The following is a 20,461-nucleotide window of genomic DNA, read 5'->3' on the forward strand; positions in this document are numbered from 1 at the left end:
GGCCGCCCGATGAGGGCCTCAGGTGGCGGGGCGGGACCGGATCCGCATACCTGGGCGGCGGCAGTGGACGGTCAGATAGGACAGCCCGTCCTGGCCCGCGGTGAGACTGCGACTGCTGTCGCGTGGAAGCCAGGTCAGGCTGCCGGGGGTGAGCGGTTCCGGGCCCCGCGTCGTACCGAGGGTGCCGTGACCGGTGACCACGAGCAGGAGGACGTCGAGGTCGGGTTCGACGTGGGTGTCGACCCGGGTCCGCGGCGGGATACGGACGAGATTGGCGTCGAGTTGCCTGCCGGATTCGGCCAGCCGCCACAGCGCCCCGGCTGGTGCGGCCTCGGCGGCGGCCAGTGACGCCACATCGCACAGGACGTGCGGAATCGGCTCGTCGGCGGAGCCGGAGGCGCCGGTTTGTGCATCAGGCATGAAGTTCCCACCTGTTCGACAAGACGCCTGTCCCCTGCTTCGGCCGGCCGCCGATCTCACGCCGACCGCCGCCCGTACACCTGCACGAGGGGGCGGACGACCCGTGGCGGATACCTCACAGCCCCAGGTCAGGCCGTATAGGAATCTAACATGCGCATTTGTTAGCGTCCTCGCGTGCGGTTGACGAAGTTCACCGACCTGGCGCTGCGTGCGGTCATGCGCCTGGCGGTCTCCGAGCGCAGCGGTCCTTCGACGACCCGCGAGGTGGCAGCGGCCATGGACGTGCCCTACGCCCATATGGCGAAGGCGGTCACCCGTCTGCAGCACCTGGGCGTACTGGAGGCCCGACGGGGCCGGGGCGGCGGGCTGGAGCTGACCGCTCCCGGTCGGCAGGCGTCGGTCGGCTGGCTGGTGAGGAAGCTGGAAGGCGCGGGAGAGGTCGTCGCCTGCGAAGGGGAGCCACCGTGCCCGCTGCGGGGTGCCTGCCGGCTCCGCCAGGCGCTGCGCGACGCGCAGGAGGCCTTCTACGCCAGTCTCGATCCGTTGACCGTGGCCGACCTGGTGGCCTCCCCCGCCGGCCCGGTTCTCGTGGGGCTGGTCGGCCGCCCGCCCGAGTGACCGTCCCGCGGCAACCGGAAAGGAAACCCCACCATGGACAGCACCTCGGCCGCCGTCGCCACCGCGGTCACCTTCGTGTGGCTCGGTATGGTCCTTGGGATCTCTTTCCTCGAGGCGCCGTTGAAGTTCCGCGCGCCCGGGGTGACCGTGCCCCTCGGGCTCGGCATCGGCCGCGTCGTCTTCCGGGCGCTCAACGGGGTCGAGACCGTGCTCGCCCTGGTCGTGATCACGGCGGTGGCCCTGGGCGAGCCGCCCGCCGCCGTGGTCGTGCCGACGGCGGTCGCCGTGCTGCTGCTGGCCGTGCAGCTGTTCGCCGTCCGCCCCGTCCTCAACCGCCGGTCCGACCGGGTGCTCGCCGGGGAGACCCTGCCGCGCTCTCGCGCCCACCTGTGCTACGTGGCGGCCGAGTCGCTCAAGGTCCTCGCCCTGCTCGCGCTCGGCATCGGCGGTCTCACCAACTGACCGCCACACGCACCCCCTCGACGCGGCCGACCACGCCTGGGACGCTCGCGGTCACTCGATGACGAGCTCGACCGGGATGTTGCCGCGCGTCGCGTTGGAGTACGGGCAGACCTGGTGCGCCTGCTCGACGAGGGCGCGGCCCGTCTCGCCGTCGAGACCGTCGGGCAGCTCCACGCGCAGCGTCACGGCGAGAGCGAAGCCCTTCCCCTGCTTGCCGATGCCGACCTCGCCGGTGACGGCGGCCTCGGAGACATCCACCTTCGCCTGCCGGCCGACGAGGCCGAGGGCGCTTGCGAAGCACGCGGCGTAACCGGCGGCGAAGAGCTGCTCCGGGTTGGTGCCCTGGCCGTCGCCGCCCATCTCCCGCGGGGGAGCGAGCTGGACGTCGAGTTTGCCGTCGGAGGCGACGGCGCGCCCCTCCCGGCCGTGCGTGGCGGTGGCGACAGCGGTGTAGAGCGCGTCCATGGAAAGACCATCCCTCTCGAAGGACATCCCGGGCCCAGGCGGCATCCGGGCGATATGTCAGCGGTGCGGCCGGACCGGCCGCCTCACGACGACAATAAGAGCACACAATTAAATTGTGCACAACTAAAATGCCCGACGCACGTTAGGCTGAAGCCATGAAGGACCCGTCGCCGCAGCCCGCGGACGCGTCGGAGGAGGACTTCCTCCGGCTGGACCGCCAGATCTGCTTCTCCCTCAACGCCGCGTCCCGTGCGTTCGGCAGCGTCTACCGCGTGCTGTTGAAGGACCTCGGCCTCACCTACCCGCAGTACCTGGTGATGCTGGTGCTGTGGGAACACCGCGAGGTGTCGGTCAAGGCTCTGAGCGCACATCTGCGGCTCGACTCCGGCACCCTTTCACCGCTCCTCAAGCGACTGGAGACGGCGGGACTCGTCCGGCGGGAGCGCTCCGCCCACGACGAGCGCTCGGTCCAGGTTCACCTCACCGACCAGGGCGCGCACCTGCGCGAACGCGCCCTGCGGGTCCCGCGCAGCATCGCGGCGGCGACCGGCTTCGACGCGGCGGAGGCCACCGAACTGCGTGCCCGCCTCGACAGGCTCACCCGGGCACTCGACGACGCCGTCGCCGAGGAGACCGCCCTGCTCGACGACGCGGAGGAGAGCCGCCCGGCTGTCGGCTGACACCCGGGCGTACCGCGGCCCTCCCGTCCCGCTCCCCCATCCGAAAGGAACTCGTTCCATGTCCGGGCCCCAGTCGCTGGACCGTGCGCTGGACCTGCTGGACGCGATCGCCGACGCACCCGGACCGGTGAGTGCGAAGGCGCTCGCGCGCCAGGCGGGCTGCTCCCTTTCGACCGCCTACCACCTGCTCGGTCCCCTCGTCGAGCGCGGCCACGTCCTCCGCGGCCCCGACGGGTACAGCCCCGGGCCGCGGGTGCCCGCCCTGCACCGCTCCTTCCGCCGCCATCAGGGCATCGACGGCGTGGTGGCCGCCCTGCTGCCCCGGGTACGGCAGGCCACGGGTGCCGAGGCGTACTTCACCACCTACCGGGACAGGCTCCTCACCGTCGTCGACAGCACCACACCCCTCGCCGCCACGGCCGACCCCTTCGCGCCCGGCCCCGAGACAAGGGCGCACGCCACGGCACACGGCAAGGCCCTGCTCGCCCAGCTCCCCCGCGCGGCGCGGCGCCGCTACCTCGCCGACCACGGCATGGCACGGCACACCGACCGCACCATCACCGACGAGGCGCGGTTCGAGGCCGAGCTCGCCCGGGTACGCGAGCGGGGGGTGGCGGTCTCCGTGGGTGAGGCCGACCCCGCCCACACCTGCCTCGCCGTCCCACTCCCCGGCCGCCCCGACGCCGCCTGCGCGGCGCTGTCCGTCTCGCTGCCGCGCCGGATGTTCCGACTGCGGCACCCGGAGATCGGCGCCGCCCTGCTACGTGCCGCCGCCGCGTTTCCGGCAGCGTCGGAATGAGGTCGTGCCGCGCTGGCCGAAAGCCCTCACGCGCCGCCTCCTGACGTCATGATCTTCATCGCCGTACGTTTCACCGTCCGCCCCGAGTACGCCGACGAGTGGCTCTCCCTCGTGGGCCCCTTCACCGAGGCGACGCGCGCCGAACCGGGCAATCTCTTCTTCGACTGGTCCCGCAGCGTGGACAACCCACGCATGTTCACCCTGCTGGAAGCCTTCGCCGACGACGCCGCCGGAGCCGCGCACGTCGAGTCCGCCCACTTCAAGGCAGGGCTGGAGGCCATGTCGGCAGCCATCGCCGAGACCCCGCAGATCATCAATGTGAACATCCCCGAACAACAGGGCTGGGGAGCCATGGCGGAGCTGACGCCCAAGCCGTAGCCGGGGGGACGCCGAGCGAGGGAAGCGGGTGGGCGACCAGCTCCGGGATCGGGGGCGGGGAACGGGGTCAGGGACGCGATCGGCCGGGCCGGTCGTCCCGCTCCGCGCTCTTCTCCTTCTCCTGCTCCTGCTCCTGCTCCTGCTCCTGCTGCCGCTTGTCCTTGAGGCGTGCCGCTTCCTTGCGCACCTCGGCCTGGGTGGCGCGCTCCTTCTGCAGCCACTGGGGGGCCTCGCTCTTCAGCGCGTCGATCTGCTCCGTGGTGAGCGGCTCGGTGACGCCGCCGCGTGCGAGACCCGAGATGGAGACGCCCAGCTTCGCCGCGACCACCGGCCGGGGGTGCGGGCCGTTGCGGCGCAGCTCCCGCAGCCACTCGGGCGGATCGCTCTGCAGCGCGTTCAGCTCGTCGCGCGAGACGACGCCCTCCCGGAACTCGGCGGGGGTGGCATCGAGGTACACACCCAGTTTCTTCGCCGCGGTCGCGGGCTTCATGGTCTGGGTGTTCTGGTGCGACGTCATGTGTCAAGCATATCGAGCGTGTGTGCCGGTCCCGACCACGCCCGGTAGCCTGGGCCGGGTGACAGGCTCCCCGGCATCCCCTTCGTTCCGCCTCGCCTACGTCCCGGGCGTGACCCCCACCAAGTGGGTGCGGATCTGGCAGGAGCGGCTGCCCGACATCCCGCTGGAACTCGTCGCGGTGTCCGCGGCCGAAGCCCACGGCGTACTGCTCGGCGGCGGCGCCGACGCGGGATTTCTGCGGCTGCCGGTCGACCGGACCGAGCTGAGCGCCATCCCCCTCTACACCGAGACGACGGTGGTCGTGATCCCGAAGGACCACCTCGTCGCGGCGGTCGACGAGGTGACCGCCGAGGAGCTGGCCGACGAGATCGTGTTCCGCCCCCTCGACGACACCCTCGACTGGGAGCGCAGGCCGGGACGGCCCGCCCGTGAGCGCCCCGCCACCACGGCGGACGCCGTGCAACTGGTGGCGGCGGGTGTGGGGCTGCTCGTCGTCCCGCAGTCACTCGCCCGTCTGCACCACCGCCGGGACCTGACCTATCGCCCGGTCACGGACGCACCCCGGTCCCAGGTCGCGTTGTCGTGGCCCGAGGAGCGGACCACCGACATGGTGGAAGACTTCATCGGGATCGTCCGCGGGCGGACCGTCAACAGTTCCCGGGGCCGCCGCCCCGCTCCCGCACAGTCCACGGACAAGCGCACCGGGGCACAGGGCGCCCGGCGGAAGGCGGCGCCCCCCAAGCCGGCCGGCCAGGGCAAGGGCAGGCGGACCGGTTCCGGCGGCCCCAAGGGCGGCAGGCGCGGCAGGCCCCGTCGCCGCTCGTAGCGGCGCGGCCCGGCGGACCCGGCGGACTCAGCGGGTGCCGACGCGGTGGGCGGTGCCCTCGGTGACGGCCCGGAGCTTGTCCGGGTTGGCCACGTTGTGGAGGGCGGTGATGCGGCCGTGGGTGTCGAAGTCGAAGGTGACCGTGGCGATCACCCGCTCCGGGCCCCTGAAGACGAGGCCCGGCCCGCCGTTGAGCTCGACGAGTTCGGCGGTCATCTCGGCGGGCTCGACGCCCTGATAGGTGACGGTGCCGAGGGCCGCGAACCAGGCGGCCACCGTTTCCGCGCCCACGACCGGACGCAGGGCCTGGCGGACCTTGCCGCCGCCGTCGGTCCACAAGGTGACGTCCGGGGAGAGCAGTTCCATCAGCGCGTTGAGGTCGCCACCGGTCGCGGCGGCGAAGAACTGCTCGGTGACGCCGCGCTGTGTCGAGCGGTCCGCCGCGAACCGCGGCCGCCGCGCGCGCACATGCTCACGCGCCCGGTGCGCCGCCTGCCGTACCGCGGCCTCGGACCGCTCCACGGCTTCCGCGATCTCCGCGTGGCTGAAGTCGAAGACCTCTTTCAGTACGAAGACCGCGCGCTCCAGCGGGCTGAGCGTCTCCAGCACCACCAGCATCGCCATCGACACCGATTCGGCGTCCACCGCCGCTTCGGCCGCGTCTCCCCCGGTGAGGATGGGTTCCGGCAGCCACGGACCCACATAGGTCTCCCGCTTGTGCCGGGTCGAGCGCAGCCGTTCCAGCGCCAGGTTCGAGACGATCCGCGTCAGATACGCCTTGGGGTCGGCCACCTGGGAGCGGTCGGCGGCCGACCATTTGAGCCAGGCGTCCTGCACCGCGTCCTCCGCGTCGGCGGCCGTGCCCAGGACGCGGTACGCCACCGAGAACAGCAGATTGCGGTGCTGGTGGAAGACGTGCTGAGTGAGGTCGGCGGGCGGGCGGGTCACCGCGCCTGACCCTTCCGGGTGAAGCGCCCGCCGCGGGGCCAGATCGCGCCCGAGGCGGGCAGCTTCTTCATACGGCCCCAGGTGGGCCAGGGGGAAGCCGTCACCGTCTCCTTGTACCAGGCCGCCGGCCGGCCGGTCATGTACACCCGCCGCGGGCTGTTGTCGGGGCGGGTGAACTGTACGACGGCGTCGCGGCGGCCCAGGCTCACCGGAGTGTGGTAGAAGCCGAACCGGAACGGCTTGGGCTGCTTGCCCTCGAGCGTGCGGACGATCGACACCGCGGCGTGCACACCGGTCGGCATACCGCCCTGGCAGGTGCCGTGCATCACACCGTAGCCCTGGCGCACCGCGGCCGCGTCGCCCACGGCGTACACCCGCGGATGCGAAACGGAGCGCAGCACCTCGTCGGTGACGATCCTGCCCCGCTCGTCGACGGTCAGTCCGGCGGCGGCGGCCAGCGGTGACACCCGGGTCCCGCTCGTCCACACGACCACCTCGGCGGCGACGCTCTCCCCACTCGCGGGCCGAACCGCGTCGGGCAGCACCTTCGCCACCTCGACCCCGCCGCGCACCTCGACGTTCAAGCGGCGCAGCCCGGAGCGCAGATGAGCCCGCACCTTCGGGTGCATATCCGCGCCGGGCTCGTGCCGGCCGAGCAGGACGACGTGCAGCTCCGGGTGCCTCTCGGCGATCTCGGCGGCCGTCTCGACGCCGGTCAACCCGCTGCCCACGACCGCCACCGTGCCGCTTCCCAGCCGGGCCAGCCGGTCGGCGAGCAGTTGGGCATCCTGCACGCTGTTCAGGGTGTACGCGTGCTCCTCGGCGCCCGGCACCGCGGGGGTGTCGGCCACGCCGCCCAGCCCGTACACCAGGGTGTCGTAGTGCAGCACCCGGTCGTCGTCGATCCGCACGATCCTGGCCTCGGCGTCGACCGCCGTCACCCAGCCGCGTACGAACCGGGCGCCGGTCCCCGCCAGCAACTGCGGGATGCTCAACTCCGCCGGCTGCTGCCCGGATGCCGTCATGTGCAGTCGCAGCCGCTCGGTGAACCGCTCCTGCGCGTTCACCACGGTGACCTGAACGTCCTTCTGCCCCCGTACCCGGGCGGCGAGTTGGATCGACGCGGACATGCCCGCGTATCCCGCCCCCAGGATCACGACGCGGTGCGGGGTGGCCGTGTCTTCGACTCGCTGCGGTGCGCTCATCGTTCCGCCTTCCTCCGTCTGTCGCCGACGCCCTGTCGCCGACGACCACGAGATGGAAGCTGACCGCCCGTTCGTGACATGCGGCGAACGTGACCTGCGTCACGCCGCCTCAGGGCCGGCGCGAGGCGGACCGGGAGGGGCGGACGGCCACCGCCGACCGGCGCTTCAGCCCGCGGCGGGGGCCGTTGCGTAGTCCCCGAGGGCCGGCTCCAGCAGAGCGAAGACACGCCGGGCGTCCTCGGCCACCTCTCGGGCGATGGCGTCGTCGTCGGCTCCGGCCAGGGTGAGGTCCTGGATACGACGGAAGAGCAGCCGGTGGGCGGCGCCGAGTTGGGCCGCGACAGCAGCGGGAGTGATGTCGTCGGGGCCCGCGCCGGTGGCTTCGGCCAGAGCGCGGGCAAGGGCTTCCTCCCGCTGGTCGTGCAGGTCGCGCAGGCGGGCCGTGAGCGTGGGACTGTCGACGATCATGCGGGTGAAGCGAGGTCCGGCGAATCCCGCGACAGGGCTGCGCCGCTCCAGATCGGCGTCGAAGGCACGGCGCAGCGCCGCCAGGGCGGGCTCGCCGGGGCGGCGGTCGGCGACGGCACGAGCCGGCGCCGTGACGAAGGCGTCCTGGTGGTCGAGCGCCATGTCCTCCTTGCGCGCGAAGTAGTTGGTCACCGTCTTCTTCGCCACCCGGGCGGCCGTGGCGATCTCGGCGATGGTCGTGTGCTCGAAACCGTGCGCCATGAAGAGCCTGGTGGCGTGGTCGGAGATGAGCTGCCGTGTCTCCTGCTTCTTGGCCTCGCGCAGGCCTGTCGTCTCAGCACCCATGGCAGAAAATTACCACGAGCGTAAATATACCCTTGACGCAGCGAGGTGGTTCGGCGTAATTTTACGTTCGACGTAAAAATTCTCGACCCGCCGTGCGGGCCCCGATCACGCCGCCTCCTCCCGTCGAACCCCAGGTCCACGGCTTCCGCCCCATCGAAGGAGTCCCCGTACTCGTGCAGCTCTCCACCACCACCGTCTCCCTCACGGTCGACGACGTAGCCGCCTCTCGCGACTTCTTCGTGAGCCACTTCGACTACAAGACCACCGTGGAAGCCGACGGCTTCGCCTCCCTCAGCCATGAAGGGCCGGCGGTCGACCTGGTGTTCCTCGCCCGCGGCATCGAGGTGCTGCCGCCCGACCAGCGCGACCAGCACGCCGCCGGCCTGATCCTCGCCTTCACCGTCACCGGCCTCGAAGCCGAGCAGGAGCGGCTGCGGGCCGAAGGCGCCCCCATCACGTTGCCGCTTCGCGAAGACCCGTGGGGCGAGCGGCTCTTCCAGACGAAAGACCCCAACGGCGTGGTGGTGCAACTCGTCGAGTGGGTGACTCCGGCCGGTGACGCCCCGGAGTCCGCCGGGTGATCCACCTGTGGCCGATGCCGTTGCGATGAACCGCCCGCTTTGCGGGACGGGGCGGCTCCGCGTTCGAAGGCCGAGCGCGGAGCCTCCCGTGTCCGTCCGTTCCGGTGCCTACACCACGGCGCCCGAGGCGTTCTTGCCCTGTTGCCGGCTGGGCAGTTCCCGGCGCGGCGCCGGCCGCCGCTGTTCCAGTACGACGGCCACAGGTGTCGCCGTCAGCACCGTGGAGGCCATCCCGAAGACCACGCCGGCCAGCAGGGCCACCGAGAAGTCGGCCAGCGAGTCGCCGCCCAGGAGGGCCAGGGCCAGCAGGATGAACAGCGCGCCCATACCGGTGTTCACGGTGCGCGGCAAGGTGCGTGACACCGCGGCGTCGGCCAGGTCCGGCAGTGGCGTCGCGCGGTCCGCCCGGCGCATGCCGCGCAGCCGGTCGAGGACGACCACGGTGTCGTTGACCGAGTAGCCGACGACGGTGAGCAGCGCGGCGAGGAAGACGCTGTCGACCGGCTTGCCGAGCCAGGCGAACATCCCCACCACCAGTAGGACGTCCTGGGCCATGGCCGCCACGGCCGCCGTCGCCAGTGTCCAGCGGAACCGGATGCTCAGATAGAGCAGTTGGGCCCCGACAGCGATGGCCAACGCGATCAGGGCCTTGTCCCGCAGTTCGCTGCCGAAGCTGGGCCCGACCGACTCGTCCCGTTCGACCGAGACCTCACCCGCGACCGACTCCAGCCCCTCCCGGATGCGTTCCTGCTCGGCGTCGGTCAGCTTCTCGGTGCGCACCGAGATGCCGTCGTCACCCGCCTCCTGCACCACCGCACGGGGGAAGCCCGCATCCGCCACGGTTCGGCGTGCCGTGTCGGCGTCGACCGGTCGGCTTGTGCCGTACTCCACCAGTCGGCCGCCGGTGAACTCCACACCGAGCTCCAGTCCGCGCAGCCCGATCCCGGCGAGGGCCACCAGTACCAGCCCCGTCATGACGCCCAGCCACAGGCGGGGCCGACGCGCGAAGCGCGGCCTGCGGGAGGCCAGCCGGTCGCGCAGCCGGGAGGTGCCGGCGATGCCGGTGACCCGGGGCCGCCGCAGCACCCAGCGGCGGCGCACGGCCCACTCGGCGAGCACCCGCGTGATCACCATCGCGGAGACCATCGAGGCGAGGACACCGAGCGAGAGGGTCACGCCGAAGCCCTTGACCGGTCCCGTCGCGAAGAAGAACAGCAGCCCGGCGGCCAGCAGCGTGGTGACGTTCGAGTCGATGACTGCGCTGTACGCCTGTTGGAACCCGGTGCGTAGGGCCCGTCGCAGGTCCCCTTCGCGCCGCGTCGTCCTGTCCTGCCGCAGGCTCGGCCGGTTGTAGTCCTCGCGGGCCCGTTCGAAGACGAGGACGTTGGCATCCACCGCCATTCCGATGGCGAGGACGAAACCGGCGAGCCCCGGCAGCGTCAGCGTGGCCCCCAGAGCGACGAGCGCCGCGTACGAGATGAGTCCGTACAAGCCGAGGGCGAGGGTGGCCAGCGCGCCCAGCATCCGGTAGACGACGGTGATGAACACTCCGGTGCACACCAGCCCGATGACTGCCGCCTGCGCACTGGCCCTGATGGCGTCCTCGCCCAGCGAGGGCCCGACCGTCTGCTGCTCGATCACCTCGACGGGTACCGGCAGCGCGCCGCCCTTGATCAGAGCCGCCAGGTCCTTGGCCTCCTTGTCGCTGAAGTCGCCGGTGATCTGGGTGGAGCCGCCCGTGATGCCCGTGCGGCAGGCCACGCTCTCCTGGATGCGGGGCGCGGAGACGACCTGGTCGTCCAGGACGATCGCCACCCGCCGCTGCGGGGCTTCCGGAGGTTGGCAGGCGGCTCGGCCGGTGAGTTCGGCCCACCGGTCGGCGGCCCCGCTCCGGAAGTCGACGGTCACGCTCCAGCCGTTGCCCTGCGCGGTGTCGAGTTGCGACTCGGCGTCCTTGACCCCCTCGCCGGTCAGGGCGGTGGCTCCCAGCCGCAGGAAGGCGCCCTTGGCGTCGGGGTCGGGCAGGACTCTGCTGCCGTCCTTGCCCTGCCCGGTCCGGTCCTCGGGTGCGGGCCGCCGCTCGGTCATCTCCTCCACCGGATGGAAGGTCAGCTGGGCGGTACGGCCGATCACCTCGGCGGCCTTCCGGGGGTCCTGCACCCCGGGCAGTTCGACGACGATCCGGTTCTCCCCCGCGCGGGACAGCGACGGCTCGGCGACGCCCAGAGCGTCCACGCGCTGGCGGAGGACTTCCAGTGCACGGTCGGTGGCGGCTCCGTCGGCCCGCACGCCGGGGCCGTCCCGGGTCTCCAGGACGATGTGCGTTCCGCCCTTGAGGTCCAGCCCCAGCCGGGCCGGGGTCGTCAGGGCGAAGAAGAGGGAGACTCCCACGACAGCGAGAGCGAGCAGGGCGCGCCACATCGGCGCGCGGGAGTTGCGGGGACGGTGCGGCGCACCGGGGTTACGAGTACGGCGAGGCGTACGGGACAAGACCACTCCAGGCTGAAGAGGCACCACGCGACACACGCGGCGCACACGGCAGCCGGCCACTCACCTCCGCCCCGCGGCACGCCCGTGCTGTGGGTACGGGGCATTGCGGCAGGCGTGACCGCCCTCCGAAAGGCGGCACACCGGCCTGCCGTTCCGGACGAAGGGGCGCGAGCGAGTGCTGTGGCCCGGGGTGCGGAGGGAGTCGGCCGACTCGGTCAGACGTCGAGCGGCGGACGGGGCGGGCCCCGGCTGGTGCGCGGGTCGTGGGTGGAGTGCGGCGGTGCGCGTTCCTGGGAAGGGCTGCCGGCGATCCGGCCGACGAGCGGCACGGAGGCGGTGGCCGGAGCGGCCGTCGGCACGGCCGGAGGATGCGCCGGGTGGCCGGGAAGCCGTGCCTCGTGGGGGGCCGTCGCCATGGCTCCGTGCGCCACGGCCTTCGGCCGGGTGTCGGAGCGGAGAGTGGACGACCGTGTCCCGGCGCCTTGGTACGGCCCCCGGTCCGTCGCCACGGTCACGGTGGGCGAGCCGCCTTCGTGCGTGGGGACCGACGGCACCGTGCCCACCAGGAGCAGCAGCGCGCCCCAGACGAGAGCGAGCACCGCGAACGCGGAACGACGCGGGGACAGGCCCGCCGAGCCCGGCTGCATGGTCCCTCCCCGACGAACTCCCGTGGCCGATGCCGGTCAGTGTACGCGGGCCCACCTCGGCGGCAGGGCGGGCGCACCGGGTGCCCAGCTGCCGTACCGGTGCCTCCCCGGTGCCGCTCCGGTCCCCTCCGGGGGAGGTTCCCGGTGCGGTCACGGGACCGCTGTTACGCAAGATTCACACCGATGTATTGACGGCCATTCATCCGGACCCCAGCATGAATACACCCATGCAGAGATGCGGAACCGGGTGTGCGCGAAAGAAGGTGCAGCGGAATGGCCGGAATGGTGGAACGTCGCTCGATCGACGTGGTCCCGGACTCGGAGCGACACGGCAGAGCGTTCAGCCAGTTCACTCTCTGGTTGGGCGCCAATCTCCAGATCACGGCCGTGGTGACAGGCGCTCTCGCCGTCGTCTTCGGCGCCCCGGCCTTCTGGGCGGTACTGGGCCTGCTGCTCGGCAACCTGCTCGGCGGAGGGGTGATGGCGCTGCACTCCGCGCAGGGCCCGCGGCTGGGCCTGCCGCAGATGATCTCCAGCCGGGCCCAGTTCGGAGTGCGGGGCGCCGTGGTGCCGCTGGCGCTCGTCATCGTGATGTACATCGGCTTCTTCGCCAGCGGCAGCGTGCTGGCCGGCCAGGCGGTCGGAGAACTGACCCACCTCGGCGAGACCCCCGGCATCGTGCTGTTCGCGCTCATCACAGCCGTGGCCGCCGCCGTCGGCTACCGGGTGATCCACGCCCTGGGCAGAGTGGCGAGCGTGGTGTGCGCACTCGCCTTCGTCTACCTCGGCTTCCGGCTGCTGGAGCGCGCGGACCTGGCCGACCTGCTCGCCGAGCGCTCCTTCTCCTTCCCGATCTTCCTGCTGGCGGTCTCACTGTCCGCCTCCTGGCAGCTGGCCTTCGGCCCGTACGTCGCCGACTACTCGCGCTACCTGCCGCGCTCCACCTCGGCCCGCGCCACGTTCTGGTGGACGCTCGGCGGCTCGGTGCTGGGCTCGCAGTGGTCCATGACCTTCGGAGCACTGGCAGCGGCGGCGGCCGGCCCGGCGTTCGTGGGTCACGAGGTGAGCTATGTCGTCGGCCTGGGCGGAGCCGGACTGATGGCCTCGTTCCTCTACTTCGTCATCGCCCTGGGCAAGCTGACCATCAATGTGCTCAACACCTACGGCGGCTTCATGTCGATGGTGACCGGCGTCAGCGGCTTCCGGGGCCGGCGCGAGCTGGGGCCGCGGGCCCGGGCCGGCTACATCGCAGCCATCATGGTCCTCGGCACAGCCGTGGCGCTGGCCGGGAAGGACAGCTTCCTGACCTCCTTCAAGGACTTCCTGCTCTTCCTGCTCACCGCTTTCACCCCGTGGTCGGCCATCAACCTCGTCGACTACTACCTCATCGCCAAGGAGCGCTACGACCTCCCGGCCCTCAGCGATCCGCGGGGACGGTACGGCGCCTGGCGGTGGAAGGCCCTCATCGTCTACGCGGTCGGCCTCGCCGCCCAGTTCCCCTTCCTCGCGACCCACTTCTACACCGGCCCGCTGGTCGATCCGCTCGGCGGAGCCGACATCTCCTGGCTCGTCGGACTGGCCGTCCCCGCCGCCGCGTACTGGCTGCTGGCCCGCGGCGACACGGCCCACATACCGGAGCGCACCATCCTGACCACCACCCCGGCCGCGCCCCCGCAAGCCGCCCCGGAGACCACCGCCGCCTCCTCCTGAGCCGAGCCTCACCGGGAGCGTGGCCCCGGTGAGGTCGACGGCGCGCGCCGCCCCCCGCGTCGCGCGCCTGGATGTCCGGGCCCCACGCCACAGCGGCGACGCCGCCGCACGTACGTGACCGGGAACGGACGATCAGTCCCGCGGGCGGCGTGCGGCGCCGACGACGGACGCGATCCCGTGGCGGCGGTCGCCGAGCACGCGCGCACAGTTGGCGGCTTCCACGGCCGGGCTGAACGCCTGCCGGGTGGGTGGTGCCGTACGCCGGGCCACCGCCGCCGCGGTATCGGCGGCCACCAGGTCGGCGTTGATCGCCGCTGCGGCCTGCATCCCGGAGGCCACTGCCACCGCGACCCCGGCCGTGGGGTCGGTGACATTGCCCGCTGCCCACACTCCCGCGAGGCCGGTGAAGCCGCTCGCGTCGGTCTCCACGAAGCTCGCCACGCCCTGGGGGTGCTCCTGGCTCGCCAGGCCGAGATCCGTGAGCACCGCGCTGCGCGCCACGAACCGGGGTACCACCGCCAAAGCCCGCGCCGGCACCCGCGTGCCCGAGGCGAGGCGGACACCGGCGAGGCGGTCGCCGGCCACGTCGAGCCCGACGACCTCACCCTCGACCACGGCGATACCGCGTGCGGCCAGCTGCTCCCACTGCTCCTCGGTCGGGTCGCCCGCGGTGTGCAGGAAGAAGGTCACCTCGGGCGACCACTGCCGGAACAGCAGCGCCTGGTGCACCGACCACGGACCGGTCGCCAGCACGCCGATCGGCGCGTCGCGCACCTCCCAGCCGTGGCAGTACGGGCAGTGCAGCACATCGCGGCCCCACCGCTCGCGCAGCCCCGGGACGTCGGGCAGCTCGTCGACCAGTCCGGTGGTCACCAGCAGCCTCCGCGCGCCGAAGCTTCGGCCGCTGTCCGTGTCCACGACGAAGCGTTCGCCGGTACGCCGGGCGCCGGTGACCCGGTCGGTCACGATGCGTCCGCCGTAACCGGCGACCTCTTCCCTGCCCACCCGCAGCAGCTCTCCGGGCGGCAGGCCGTCCCGGGACAGATAGCCGTGCACCCCGGCGGCAGGGGCGTTGCGGGGCTCTCCGGAATCGATCACCGCCACCGACCGTCGGGCTCGGGCCAGGGTCGAAGCGGCCGAGAGGCCTGCCGCACCTCCCCCGACCACCACCACATCCATCTCGGCGACGTCTCGTTCGTTGCTCTCAGTCATGTCGCCACTGTGCGACCCACCGGAACGAAATGGCAAAGTTCTTTGCTGTTCCGGCAAGCAGGAGCGCGTCCGGCGACCTCGGGGGCGTCCGCGGACACACCACCGGTCGTGTTAGGCGTCGAGGCCGTCGACATCCGCGACATCGGGAACGCCTGCCAGGTCCTTCACCTCGCCGAGCGCGAGGCCGGAGGGTCCTTGCCACTCCGCCAGCAGGACGGTCGCGTCGTCGTTCAACCGCCCCTCGTGGTATTCGAGATGGTGCCGGATGAGTCGGCGCAGGGTCTCGGGAACCGGTAGCTCGTCGGCCTGGTGGCGGACGAGGAAGTCGACGAAGCGCCCCAGCCCGAACTCCTCCCCCGAGGGGCTGCGGGCCTCGGTGATGCCGTCGGTGTACAGCAGCAGGCGGTCGCCGGGCTCCAGCTCTTTCCGGCACAGGTTCCCGGGAATGCCCAGTCCCGCCCCCATCGGCGGAGCCGGTGAGCACTCCAGATGGACGATGCCGTGCCCGCGCACGACCGCGGGTGGCGGGTGCCCGCAGCACAGCCACTGCAGCATTCCGGTGGTCACATCCAGGTCCGCCAGCACTCCGGTGACGAAGCGGTCCCCGGAGAACTCCTCCGACAGGATCTGTTCGATGGCCACTGCGGTACGGACGAGATCGGCCCCCTCCCGGCGTGCGTTGCGCGCGGTCGAGAGCGCGAGATTGGCGGTCAGACCGGCCGCGGTGTCGTGCCCCATCGCGTCGAAGATGGCCAGGTGGGCGATCCGGCCGTCGAAGGCGTAGTCGTAGACGTCTCCGCAGACTTCGTAGGCGGGCTCCATCAGCGCACTGATCATCAGGCTGTCGGTCGCGAACGTGCGGGCCGGCATGAGGCGCCACTCCATCTCGGTCGCCACGTCCATCCGCCGGCGGCGTACCAGCCGACTGTAGGAATCACTCAGCCCCCGCTTGCTGACCACCAGCAAGGCCACCAGACCGGCCAGCCGACGCATATCCACCTGGGCGGCCGCGTCGGCGTCGGGCGCGGTGATGTAGAGGACCCCCAGCCGGTCGGTGCCGTCCACCAGGGGAACCCACCAGTGGTCGTGGTCGGCAGGCGAGGCGGGAAGGACCTCGCCGTGCTGGAACGCCCGCCCCGCGACGGTTCCCTCGACCCTGATCTCCCCCGGCCGCAGGCCGTCGCCACCGGCCGGCGGCGGATGAGGGGTCAGCGGCGCCAGCAGGTCCTGCTGCAGATCGACCAGGTAGATCACCACATCGGTCAGTCCGACGCGGGCGGCCTGTTCGCTCAGCTGCCGCGGAAGATCCTCCAGGGTCGAGAGGTGGCTCGCGCTGATGAGCGCGCCCAGCATCGCGGACCGCTCGACGGCACTCTCCGGAAGGTGCTGCTCCGGCTCCGTGCCGTCACCGCGATTCGAGCCGTTTTCGGAGCTCATGTGCTCTCCCAGGGGAGCAGGCCGACCATTCCTGCGGTGCTGCGATGGCGCATTCGCCCTTCCCCTCACATCCCCTCGCACCCGACCGGCGCTCCAGCGTCCCTGGACCGCGGGCAAGGCGAGGATCAGAGCATCCGAGTGGGGCGTCCAGGCGTTGCTCGCCCCACCCGGTCCCCCCGGAACCCGCCGGATAAACGCCGGACCCCCACCTGTCACCCCCGGGAGCGTCCGTCCGCGCACCTTCCGTGACGGCGGGTGGCCGAGGGCAGTCGGGCCGCCGGACGGCGCGGCGTGCCGACGCACTACCCTGCGTCAGGTCCAAGAGGCATCGACGACCAACCCAAGGAGTCCGCATGTCCATCCACGATGTGGAGATCGACGCCCTCGGCGGCGGCCCGGCGAACCTCGCCCAGTACCGCGGCAAGGCCGTCCTCGTCGTCAACGTCGCCTCCCGGTGCGGACTGACCCCGCAGTACGCGGCCCTGGAGAAGCTCCACGAGCAGTACGCCCCGCGCGGCTTCACCGTCCTGGGCGTCCCCTGCAACCAGTTCATGGAGCAGGAGCCGGGCACCGCGGAGGAGATCGCTGCCTTCTGCTCGGCGACCTACGGCGTCACCTTCCCCCTGACCGAGAAGATCGACGTCAACGGCGAGCGCCGGCACCCCCTCTATGCCGCCCTGGTCACCACCCCGGACGCCGAGGGCCACTCCGGCGACGTCCGCTGGAACTTCGAGAAGTTCCTCGTCGCTCCGGACGGCAGGGTCGCCGCCCGTTTCGACCCCCGCACCGAGCCCGACGCGCCCGAAGTGACCGCCGCCGTCGTAGACGTTCTGCCTGCCTGACGAACCTGTCGGGACAGGGCCCGCCGCCAGGGGCCGAGCGGTCGGTGGTGGAAACCGGTGACCTTCCACTCGTCCCGCGCGCACGGTCCCACCCGGCGCGTACCCTCTCTCAGCCCGTAGGCCCGGAGCCGGTGCGGCCCCGGCGCAGGGCGCGGGCGCACCAGCCGATGAGTACGGCGTTCACCAGGGCACCGAGGCCCACGGCGACGAAGACCATGGACGGATGGTCCGGCAGGACGAGCAGGATCAGGCTCGCCGGTGCGGTGGCGAACACGGGCACCACCCCGGCGAAAGACGCGTCGGGTTCTTCGGCCTGGCTCACCACCACGGCCCAGACGAGCAGAATCGCGCACCCGGCGAGGTAGACGCGGGCCGCAAGGCTGCTAAGTGCCTCGCGGACGGTACGCAGGGCGGAGGGGGCGGAGTCGGAGTCGGCCATGGCAGTGGGCTCCTTGTGTGAGTCGCGGGGCAGAGCGGGGCAGGGTCGCGGCACGGAGCGCGGCCGATCGACCGCGTACAGCGCGTCGACGGCCGCGGGGCGCATTGGGGCCCGGGGCGTCAGCCGTGCACCCACGGTGGGTTGGCACGGGCCAGGCCCAGGTCGTACGCGAGAATGGTCGCCTGCACCCGGTCGCGCAGTTCGAGCTTGCGCAGCAGGGCGTTCACATGGGATTTGACGGTGCCGGCACCCAGCAGCAGGACCGGGATGAACCGGTCGTCGGTTCGTTCCATGATGTGCTTCAGGCTATGGCTGCCGAAACGCCCGGAGCATCCGGCCGCAGGGCGATCGTCGCCTCTGACCAGAGATGGAGACGCGCGCCCCGACAACCCCCGCACCGGCAGGTATGGCGGGGTGTGGTTCGGGGCAAGCGCCGATCATGACTCGGAGACAAACCATCGCCACGGACGGGGCCGGCAGCGCAGCCGCTCTGTCGTGGCGACGGCGGACGGCAGCCGTGGGCGCGGCAGTGCTGCTCGCGGCGACCGCCGCGTGCAGCAGCGGCGACGACGGTTCGGACGACGGCTCGGGCGCGCAGGCGTCGGGCGCCCGTGAAGCGTCCCCGTCCGCTTCGCCGGACGACAAGAAGAACGCCGACGCCGGCGGCACACCGCGGTGTGCCGCCGCGGATCTGACCATGGCCGTCGAGCACAGCCGGGGCACGGCGGACGGCCAGGACTACGACCTGACGTTGAAGAACAAGACGGACAGCGCATGCCTGCTCAACGGCCATCCCCGGGTGTTCTTGGCCGACGAGGACGGCGACACCATCGGCGAGGCCGCCGCCCCTGAGGGCCGCGCCGGCGAGACCGTCACCCTGCAGCCCCTCACCCGGGCGCATGCGACGCTCCACACCGCCGACGAGGGCGGCGACGACGGCACCGGCGACGGCTCCTGCTGGACGACGCCGCACTCCCTCAGGGTCTACCCGCCGGGCAGCGGGAAGGCCCTGGTCGCCGAGAGCGACCAGCCGCGGGTGTGCGGCGGCCTGTTCACGGTGACCGCCCTGAAGTGGTGACAGTCGGCCGCCCAGTGATCCCGGAGGGGACGCGGGAGCATCGGGGAACGCCACAAGGCGTCCGGGGTTCTAGCGGGCGGAGTCCTCTCGCGTCCCCTGGACGAGGGCGTCCACCCGGCTGAGGACCTCGTCGAGGATGCCCAGCCCCTCGCGGGCCTCGGACTCGGTGATGGTGCACGGCGGCACGAGATGGATGCGGTTGGAGTTGGTGAAGGGCAGCAGTCCCAGCTTCTTCGCCGTACGGACGGCCTCGGCCATCACCGGGCTGCTGCCCCCGCTCGGCGCCACGGGCTGACGGGTGTTGCGGTCGGTGACCAGTTCGACGGCCCAGAAGACGCCGCGCCCGCGGACCTCTCCCACACTGGGGTGCTCCCGCGCGAGCCGGGCGAGTTCGGGGCCGATCACCTCGGTGCCGATGCGCCGGGCGTTGTCGACGATGCCGTCGCGTTCCATGACGGTGATGGCCGCAGCGGCTGCCGCGCACGCCAGGGGGTGCCCTGAATAGGTGAGCCCGCCCGGATAGGGGCGGTGCGCGAAGTGGTCGGCGATCCGGTCGCCCAGGACGACGCCGCCGAGCGGTACATAGCCGGAGTTGACGCCCTTGGCGAAGGTCAGCAGGTCGGGGACGACCCCTTCGTCGTCGCAGACGAACCAGGCGCCGGTGCGGCCGAACCCGGTCATCACCTCGTCGACGATGAACACGATGCCGTACTTGTCGCACAGCTCCCGCACGCCCGCGAGGTAGCCCGGCGGGGGCAGCATGATCCCGGCGGTGCCGGGGACGGCCTCCAGCAGGATCGCCGCGACGGTCTGCGGGCCCTCCAGCTCGACGACCTGCTCCAGATGTGCCAGCGCACGCCGGCACTCCTCCGCCTCGGTCGCCGCGTCGAAGTGGCTGCGGTACAGATACGGGCCGAAGAAGTGGACGACGCCGGAGTCCCCGTTGTCGTTGGGCCAGCGGCGCGGGTCTCCGGTCAGGTTGATCGCGGTCTGGGTTCCGCCGTGGTAGGAGCGGTAGCGGGACAGGACCTTGGGGCGGCCGGTGGTCAGCCGGGCCATCCGCACGGCGTGCTCGTTGGCGTCCGCGCCGCCGTTGGTGAAGAAGACCCGGTCGAGGTCGCCCGGAGCGCGTTCGCAGATCAGCCGGGCGGCTTGGGAGCGCTGGTCGTTGGCGTGCTGCGGGGCGACGGTGGCCAGGGTGCGGGCCTGGTGGGCGATGGCTTCCACGACGTACGGGTGCTGGTGACCGATGTTGGTGTTGACCAGTTGGGAGGAGAAGTCGAGCAGCCGGTTGCCCTCGCCGTCCCACACGTAGCAGCCCTCGGCGCGGGTGATGACCATCGGGTCCAGTTCGGCCTGGGCCGACCAGGAGTGGAAGACGTGGCGGCGGTCGAGCTCGTAGGTCCGGGCGGTGGCCCGGGCGTCGGGTGCGCTCGGCGGGAGTGTCATACCGTGGCTCCGTTCAGGCCGTCTGCGGGAAGCCGAGGTTGAGGCCGCCCTGACTGGGGGCCCGCCAGCGGGAGGTGACGACCTTGCCGCGGGTGAAGAAGTGCACGCCCTCGGTGCCGTGTGCGTGGGTGTCGCCGAACAGCGAGCTCTTCCAGCCGCCGAAGCTGTAGTAGGCCATCGGCACGGGGATCGGCACATTGATGCCGACCATGCCGACCTCGACCTCGTTCTGGAAGCGCCGGGCGGCGCCGCCGTCGTTGGTGAAGATCGCGGTTCCGTTGCCGTAGGGGTTCGTGTTGATCAGTTCGAGGGCCTCGTCGTAGGAGTCCGCCCGCAGGACGGACAGGACCGGCCCGAAGATCTCGTCCCGGTAGCAGCTCATATCGGTGGTGACGTGGTCGATCAGCGTGGGGCCGAGCAGGACGGTGCGAGTCTGGTCGTGGAC

The 20,461-nt window shown here is 71.8% G+C and carries 23 protein-coding genes and 1 pseudogene; 10 read left to right on the forward strand and 14 right to left on the reverse strand.

What is annotated here, in order from left to right:
* Positions 1 to 18 precede the first annotated feature (18 nt).
* Positions 19 to 420 (reverse strand): hypothetical protein, encoded by a 402-nt coding sequence (locus tag KBY19_RS27640; RefSeq protein WP_099885880.1) that lies wholly within the window; start codon positions 418 to 420, stop codon positions 19 to 21.
* A 174-nt stretch (positions 421 to 594) separates the two neighbouring features.
* Here KBY19_RS27640 and KBY19_RS27645 point away from each other — a divergent pair, with 174 nt between their 5' ends.
* Positions 595 to 1,038, forward strand: coding sequence for an Rrf2 family transcriptional regulator (locus KBY19_RS27645; protein ID WP_210955557.1), 444 nt, complete (start codon positions 595 to 597; stop codon positions 1,036 to 1,038).
* A 33-nt stretch (positions 1,039 to 1,071) separates the two neighbouring features.
* On the forward strand, positions 1,072 to 1,500 hold the full coding sequence (locus KBY19_RS27650; protein ID WP_099885878.1) for a hypothetical protein: 429 nt from the start codon (positions 1,072 to 1,074) through the stop codon (positions 1,498 to 1,500).
* 51 nt (positions 1,501 to 1,551) lie between these two features.
* On the opposite strand, the gene KBY19_RS27655 is transcribed toward KBY19_RS27650, so the two are convergent.
* On the reverse strand, positions 1,552 to 1,965 hold the full coding sequence (locus KBY19_RS27655; RefSeq protein ID WP_099885877.1) for an organic hydroperoxide resistance protein: 414 nt from the start codon (positions 1,963 to 1,965) through the stop codon (positions 1,552 to 1,554).
* A gap of 155 nt (positions 1,966 to 2,120) precedes the next feature.
* Between KBY19_RS27655 and KBY19_RS27660 the strand changes: the two genes are divergently transcribed.
* Genes KBY19_RS27660 through KBY19_RS27670 form a run of 3 tightly spaced genes read left to right on the forward strand, consistent with a single transcriptional unit; the run spans position 2,121 to position 3,822 of the window.
* Positions 2,121 to 2,645: a MarR family winged helix-turn-helix transcriptional regulator gene (locus KBY19_RS27660; RefSeq protein ID WP_099885876.1), complete on the forward strand. Its 525-nt coding sequence runs from the start codon at positions 2,121 to 2,123 to the stop codon at positions 2,643 to 2,645.
* 58 nt (positions 2,646 to 2,703) lie between these two features.
* Positions 2,704 to 3,444, forward strand: coding sequence for an IclR family transcriptional regulator (locus tag KBY19_RS27665; protein ID WP_210966937.1), 741 nt, complete (start codon positions 2,704 to 2,706; stop codon positions 3,442 to 3,444).
* A gap of 48 nt (positions 3,445 to 3,492) precedes the next feature.
* Entirely contained in the window at positions 3,493 to 3,822 is a 330-nt protein-coding gene (locus tag KBY19_RS27670; RefSeq protein WP_210955554.1) for a putative quinol monooxygenase, read from the forward strand.
* Positions 3,823 to 3,889: 67 nt separating this feature from the next.
* Here KBY19_RS27670 and KBY19_RS27675 read toward each other — a convergent pair whose 3' ends face one another.
* A complete protein-coding gene (locus tag KBY19_RS27675) occupies positions 3,890 to 4,339 on the reverse strand; it encodes a DUF5997 family protein (protein WP_185019061.1) in 450 nt (149 codons plus the stop codon).
* A gap of 58 nt (positions 4,340 to 4,397) precedes the next feature.
* On the opposite strand from KBY19_RS27675, the gene KBY19_RS27680 reads away from it, so the two are divergent.
* Positions 4,398 to 5,165 carry a LysR family substrate-binding domain-containing protein gene (locus KBY19_RS27680; RefSeq protein WP_185019060.1) on the forward strand — a complete coding sequence of 256 codons (768 nt, stop codon included), beginning with the start codon at positions 4,398 to 4,400 and terminating at the stop codon, positions 5,163 to 5,165.
* 27 nt (positions 5,166 to 5,192) lie between these two features.
* Here the strand turns inward: KBY19_RS27680 and KBY19_RS27685 are convergent, their stop codons facing one another.
* The 3 genes from KBY19_RS27685 to KBY19_RS27695 all read right to left on the reverse strand — a co-directional run bounded on the left by KBY19_RS27685 (position 5,193) and on the right by KBY19_RS27695 (position 8,131).
* Positions 5,193 to 6,113 carry an RNA polymerase sigma-70 factor gene (locus tag KBY19_RS27685; protein WP_099885872.1) on the reverse strand — a complete coding sequence of 307 codons (921 nt, stop codon included), beginning with the start codon at positions 6,111 to 6,113 and terminating at the stop codon, positions 5,193 to 5,195.
* Entirely contained in the window at positions 6,110 to 7,318 is a 1,209-nt protein-coding gene (locus KBY19_RS27690) for an NAD(P)/FAD-dependent oxidoreductase (RefSeq protein WP_210955552.1), read from the reverse strand. Before KBY19_RS27690 ends, KBY19_RS27685 begins: the two co-directional genes overlap by 4 nt.
* A gap of 165 nt (positions 7,319 to 7,483) precedes the next feature.
* Entirely contained in the window at positions 7,484 to 8,131 is a 648-nt protein-coding gene (locus tag KBY19_RS27695; RefSeq protein WP_185019058.1) for a TetR/AcrR family transcriptional regulator, read from the reverse strand.
* Between the two features lie 173 nt (positions 8,132 to 8,304).
* On the opposite strand from KBY19_RS27695, the gene KBY19_RS27700 reads away from it, so the two are divergent.
* A complete protein-coding gene (locus tag KBY19_RS27700; RefSeq protein ID WP_099885869.1) occupies positions 8,305 to 8,712 on the forward strand; it encodes a VOC family protein in 408 nt (135 codons plus the stop codon).
* A 108-nt stretch (positions 8,713 to 8,820) separates the two neighbouring features.
* Here KBY19_RS27700 and secD read toward each other — a convergent pair whose 3' ends face one another.
* A complete protein-coding gene (gene secD, locus KBY19_RS27705) occupies positions 8,821 to 11,133 on the reverse strand; it encodes a protein translocase subunit SecD (RefSeq protein WP_210966944.1) in 2,313 nt (770 codons plus the stop codon).
* Positions 11,134 to 11,417: 284 nt separating this feature from the next.
* A complete protein-coding gene (locus KBY19_RS27710; RefSeq protein ID WP_210966938.1) occupies positions 11,418 to 11,849 on the reverse strand; it encodes a hypothetical protein in 432 nt (143 codons plus the stop codon).
* A 273-nt stretch (positions 11,850 to 12,122) separates the two neighbouring features.
* Here KBY19_RS27710 and KBY19_RS27715 point away from each other — a divergent pair, with 273 nt between their 5' ends.
* Complete coding sequence (locus KBY19_RS27715; protein ID WP_099885866.1) at positions 12,123 to 13,559, forward strand: cytosine permease; 1,437 nt, start codon at positions 12,123 to 12,125, stop codon at positions 13,557 to 13,559.
* 132 nt (positions 13,560 to 13,691) lie between these two features.
* Here the strand turns inward: KBY19_RS27715 and KBY19_RS27720 are convergent, their stop codons facing one another.
* Both KBY19_RS27720 and KBY19_RS27725 read right to left on the reverse strand, forming a co-directional pair.
* Complete coding sequence (locus KBY19_RS27720) at positions 13,692 to 14,771, reverse strand: NAD(P)/FAD-dependent oxidoreductase (protein WP_210966939.1); 1,080 nt, start codon at positions 14,769 to 14,771, stop codon at positions 13,692 to 13,694.
* Between the two features lie 111 nt (positions 14,772 to 14,882).
* A complete protein-coding gene (locus KBY19_RS27725) occupies positions 14,883 to 16,208 on the reverse strand; it encodes a PP2C family protein-serine/threonine phosphatase (RefSeq protein ID WP_307842350.1) in 1,326 nt (441 codons plus the stop codon).
* A 353-nt stretch (positions 16,209 to 16,561) separates the two neighbouring features.
* Here KBY19_RS27725 and KBY19_RS27730 point away from each other — a divergent pair, with 353 nt between their 5' ends.
* Complete coding sequence (locus KBY19_RS27730) at positions 16,562 to 17,050, forward strand: glutathione peroxidase (RefSeq protein WP_210966940.1); 489 nt, start codon at positions 16,562 to 16,564, stop codon at positions 17,048 to 17,050.
* A 109-nt stretch (positions 17,051 to 17,159) separates the two neighbouring features.
* Here the strand turns inward: KBY19_RS27730 and KBY19_RS27735 are convergent, their stop codons facing one another.
* Together KBY19_RS27735 and KBY19_RS27740 are read right to left on the reverse strand one after the other, a co-directional pair.
* Positions 17,160 to 17,489: an SCO4225 family membrane protein gene (locus KBY19_RS27735; protein WP_185019054.1), complete on the reverse strand. Its 330-nt coding sequence runs from the start codon at positions 17,487 to 17,489 to the stop codon at positions 17,160 to 17,162.
* 119 nt (positions 17,490 to 17,608) lie between these two features.
* A pseudogene (locus KBY19_RS27740) lies at positions 17,609 to 17,734 on the reverse strand (DNA-binding response regulator); the annotation flags it as partial.
* A 194-nt stretch (positions 17,735 to 17,928) separates the two neighbouring features.
* Here KBY19_RS27740 and KBY19_RS27745 point away from each other — a divergent pair.
* A complete protein-coding gene (locus KBY19_RS27745) occupies positions 17,929 to 18,567 on the forward strand; it encodes a DUF4232 domain-containing protein (protein ID WP_210966941.1) in 639 nt (212 codons plus the stop codon).
* Positions 18,568 to 18,636: 69 nt separating this feature from the next.
* On the opposite strand, the gene KBY19_RS27750 is transcribed toward KBY19_RS27745, so the two are convergent.
* A complete protein-coding gene (locus KBY19_RS27750) occupies positions 18,637 to 20,016 on the reverse strand; it encodes an aspartate aminotransferase family protein (RefSeq protein ID WP_210966942.1) in 1,380 nt (459 codons plus the stop codon).
* Positions 20,017 to 20,029: 13 nt separating this feature from the next.
* On the reverse strand, positions 20,030 to 20,461 hold a 432-nt coding region (locus KBY19_RS27755; protein WP_210966943.1), incomplete at its 5' end, for an aldehyde dehydrogenase family protein.

The organism is Streptomyces sp. B15 (genome assembly GCF_018070605.1).
Lineage (GTDB): Bacteria > Actinomycetota > Actinomycetes > Streptomycetales > Streptomycetaceae > Streptomyces > Streptomyces smyrnaeus.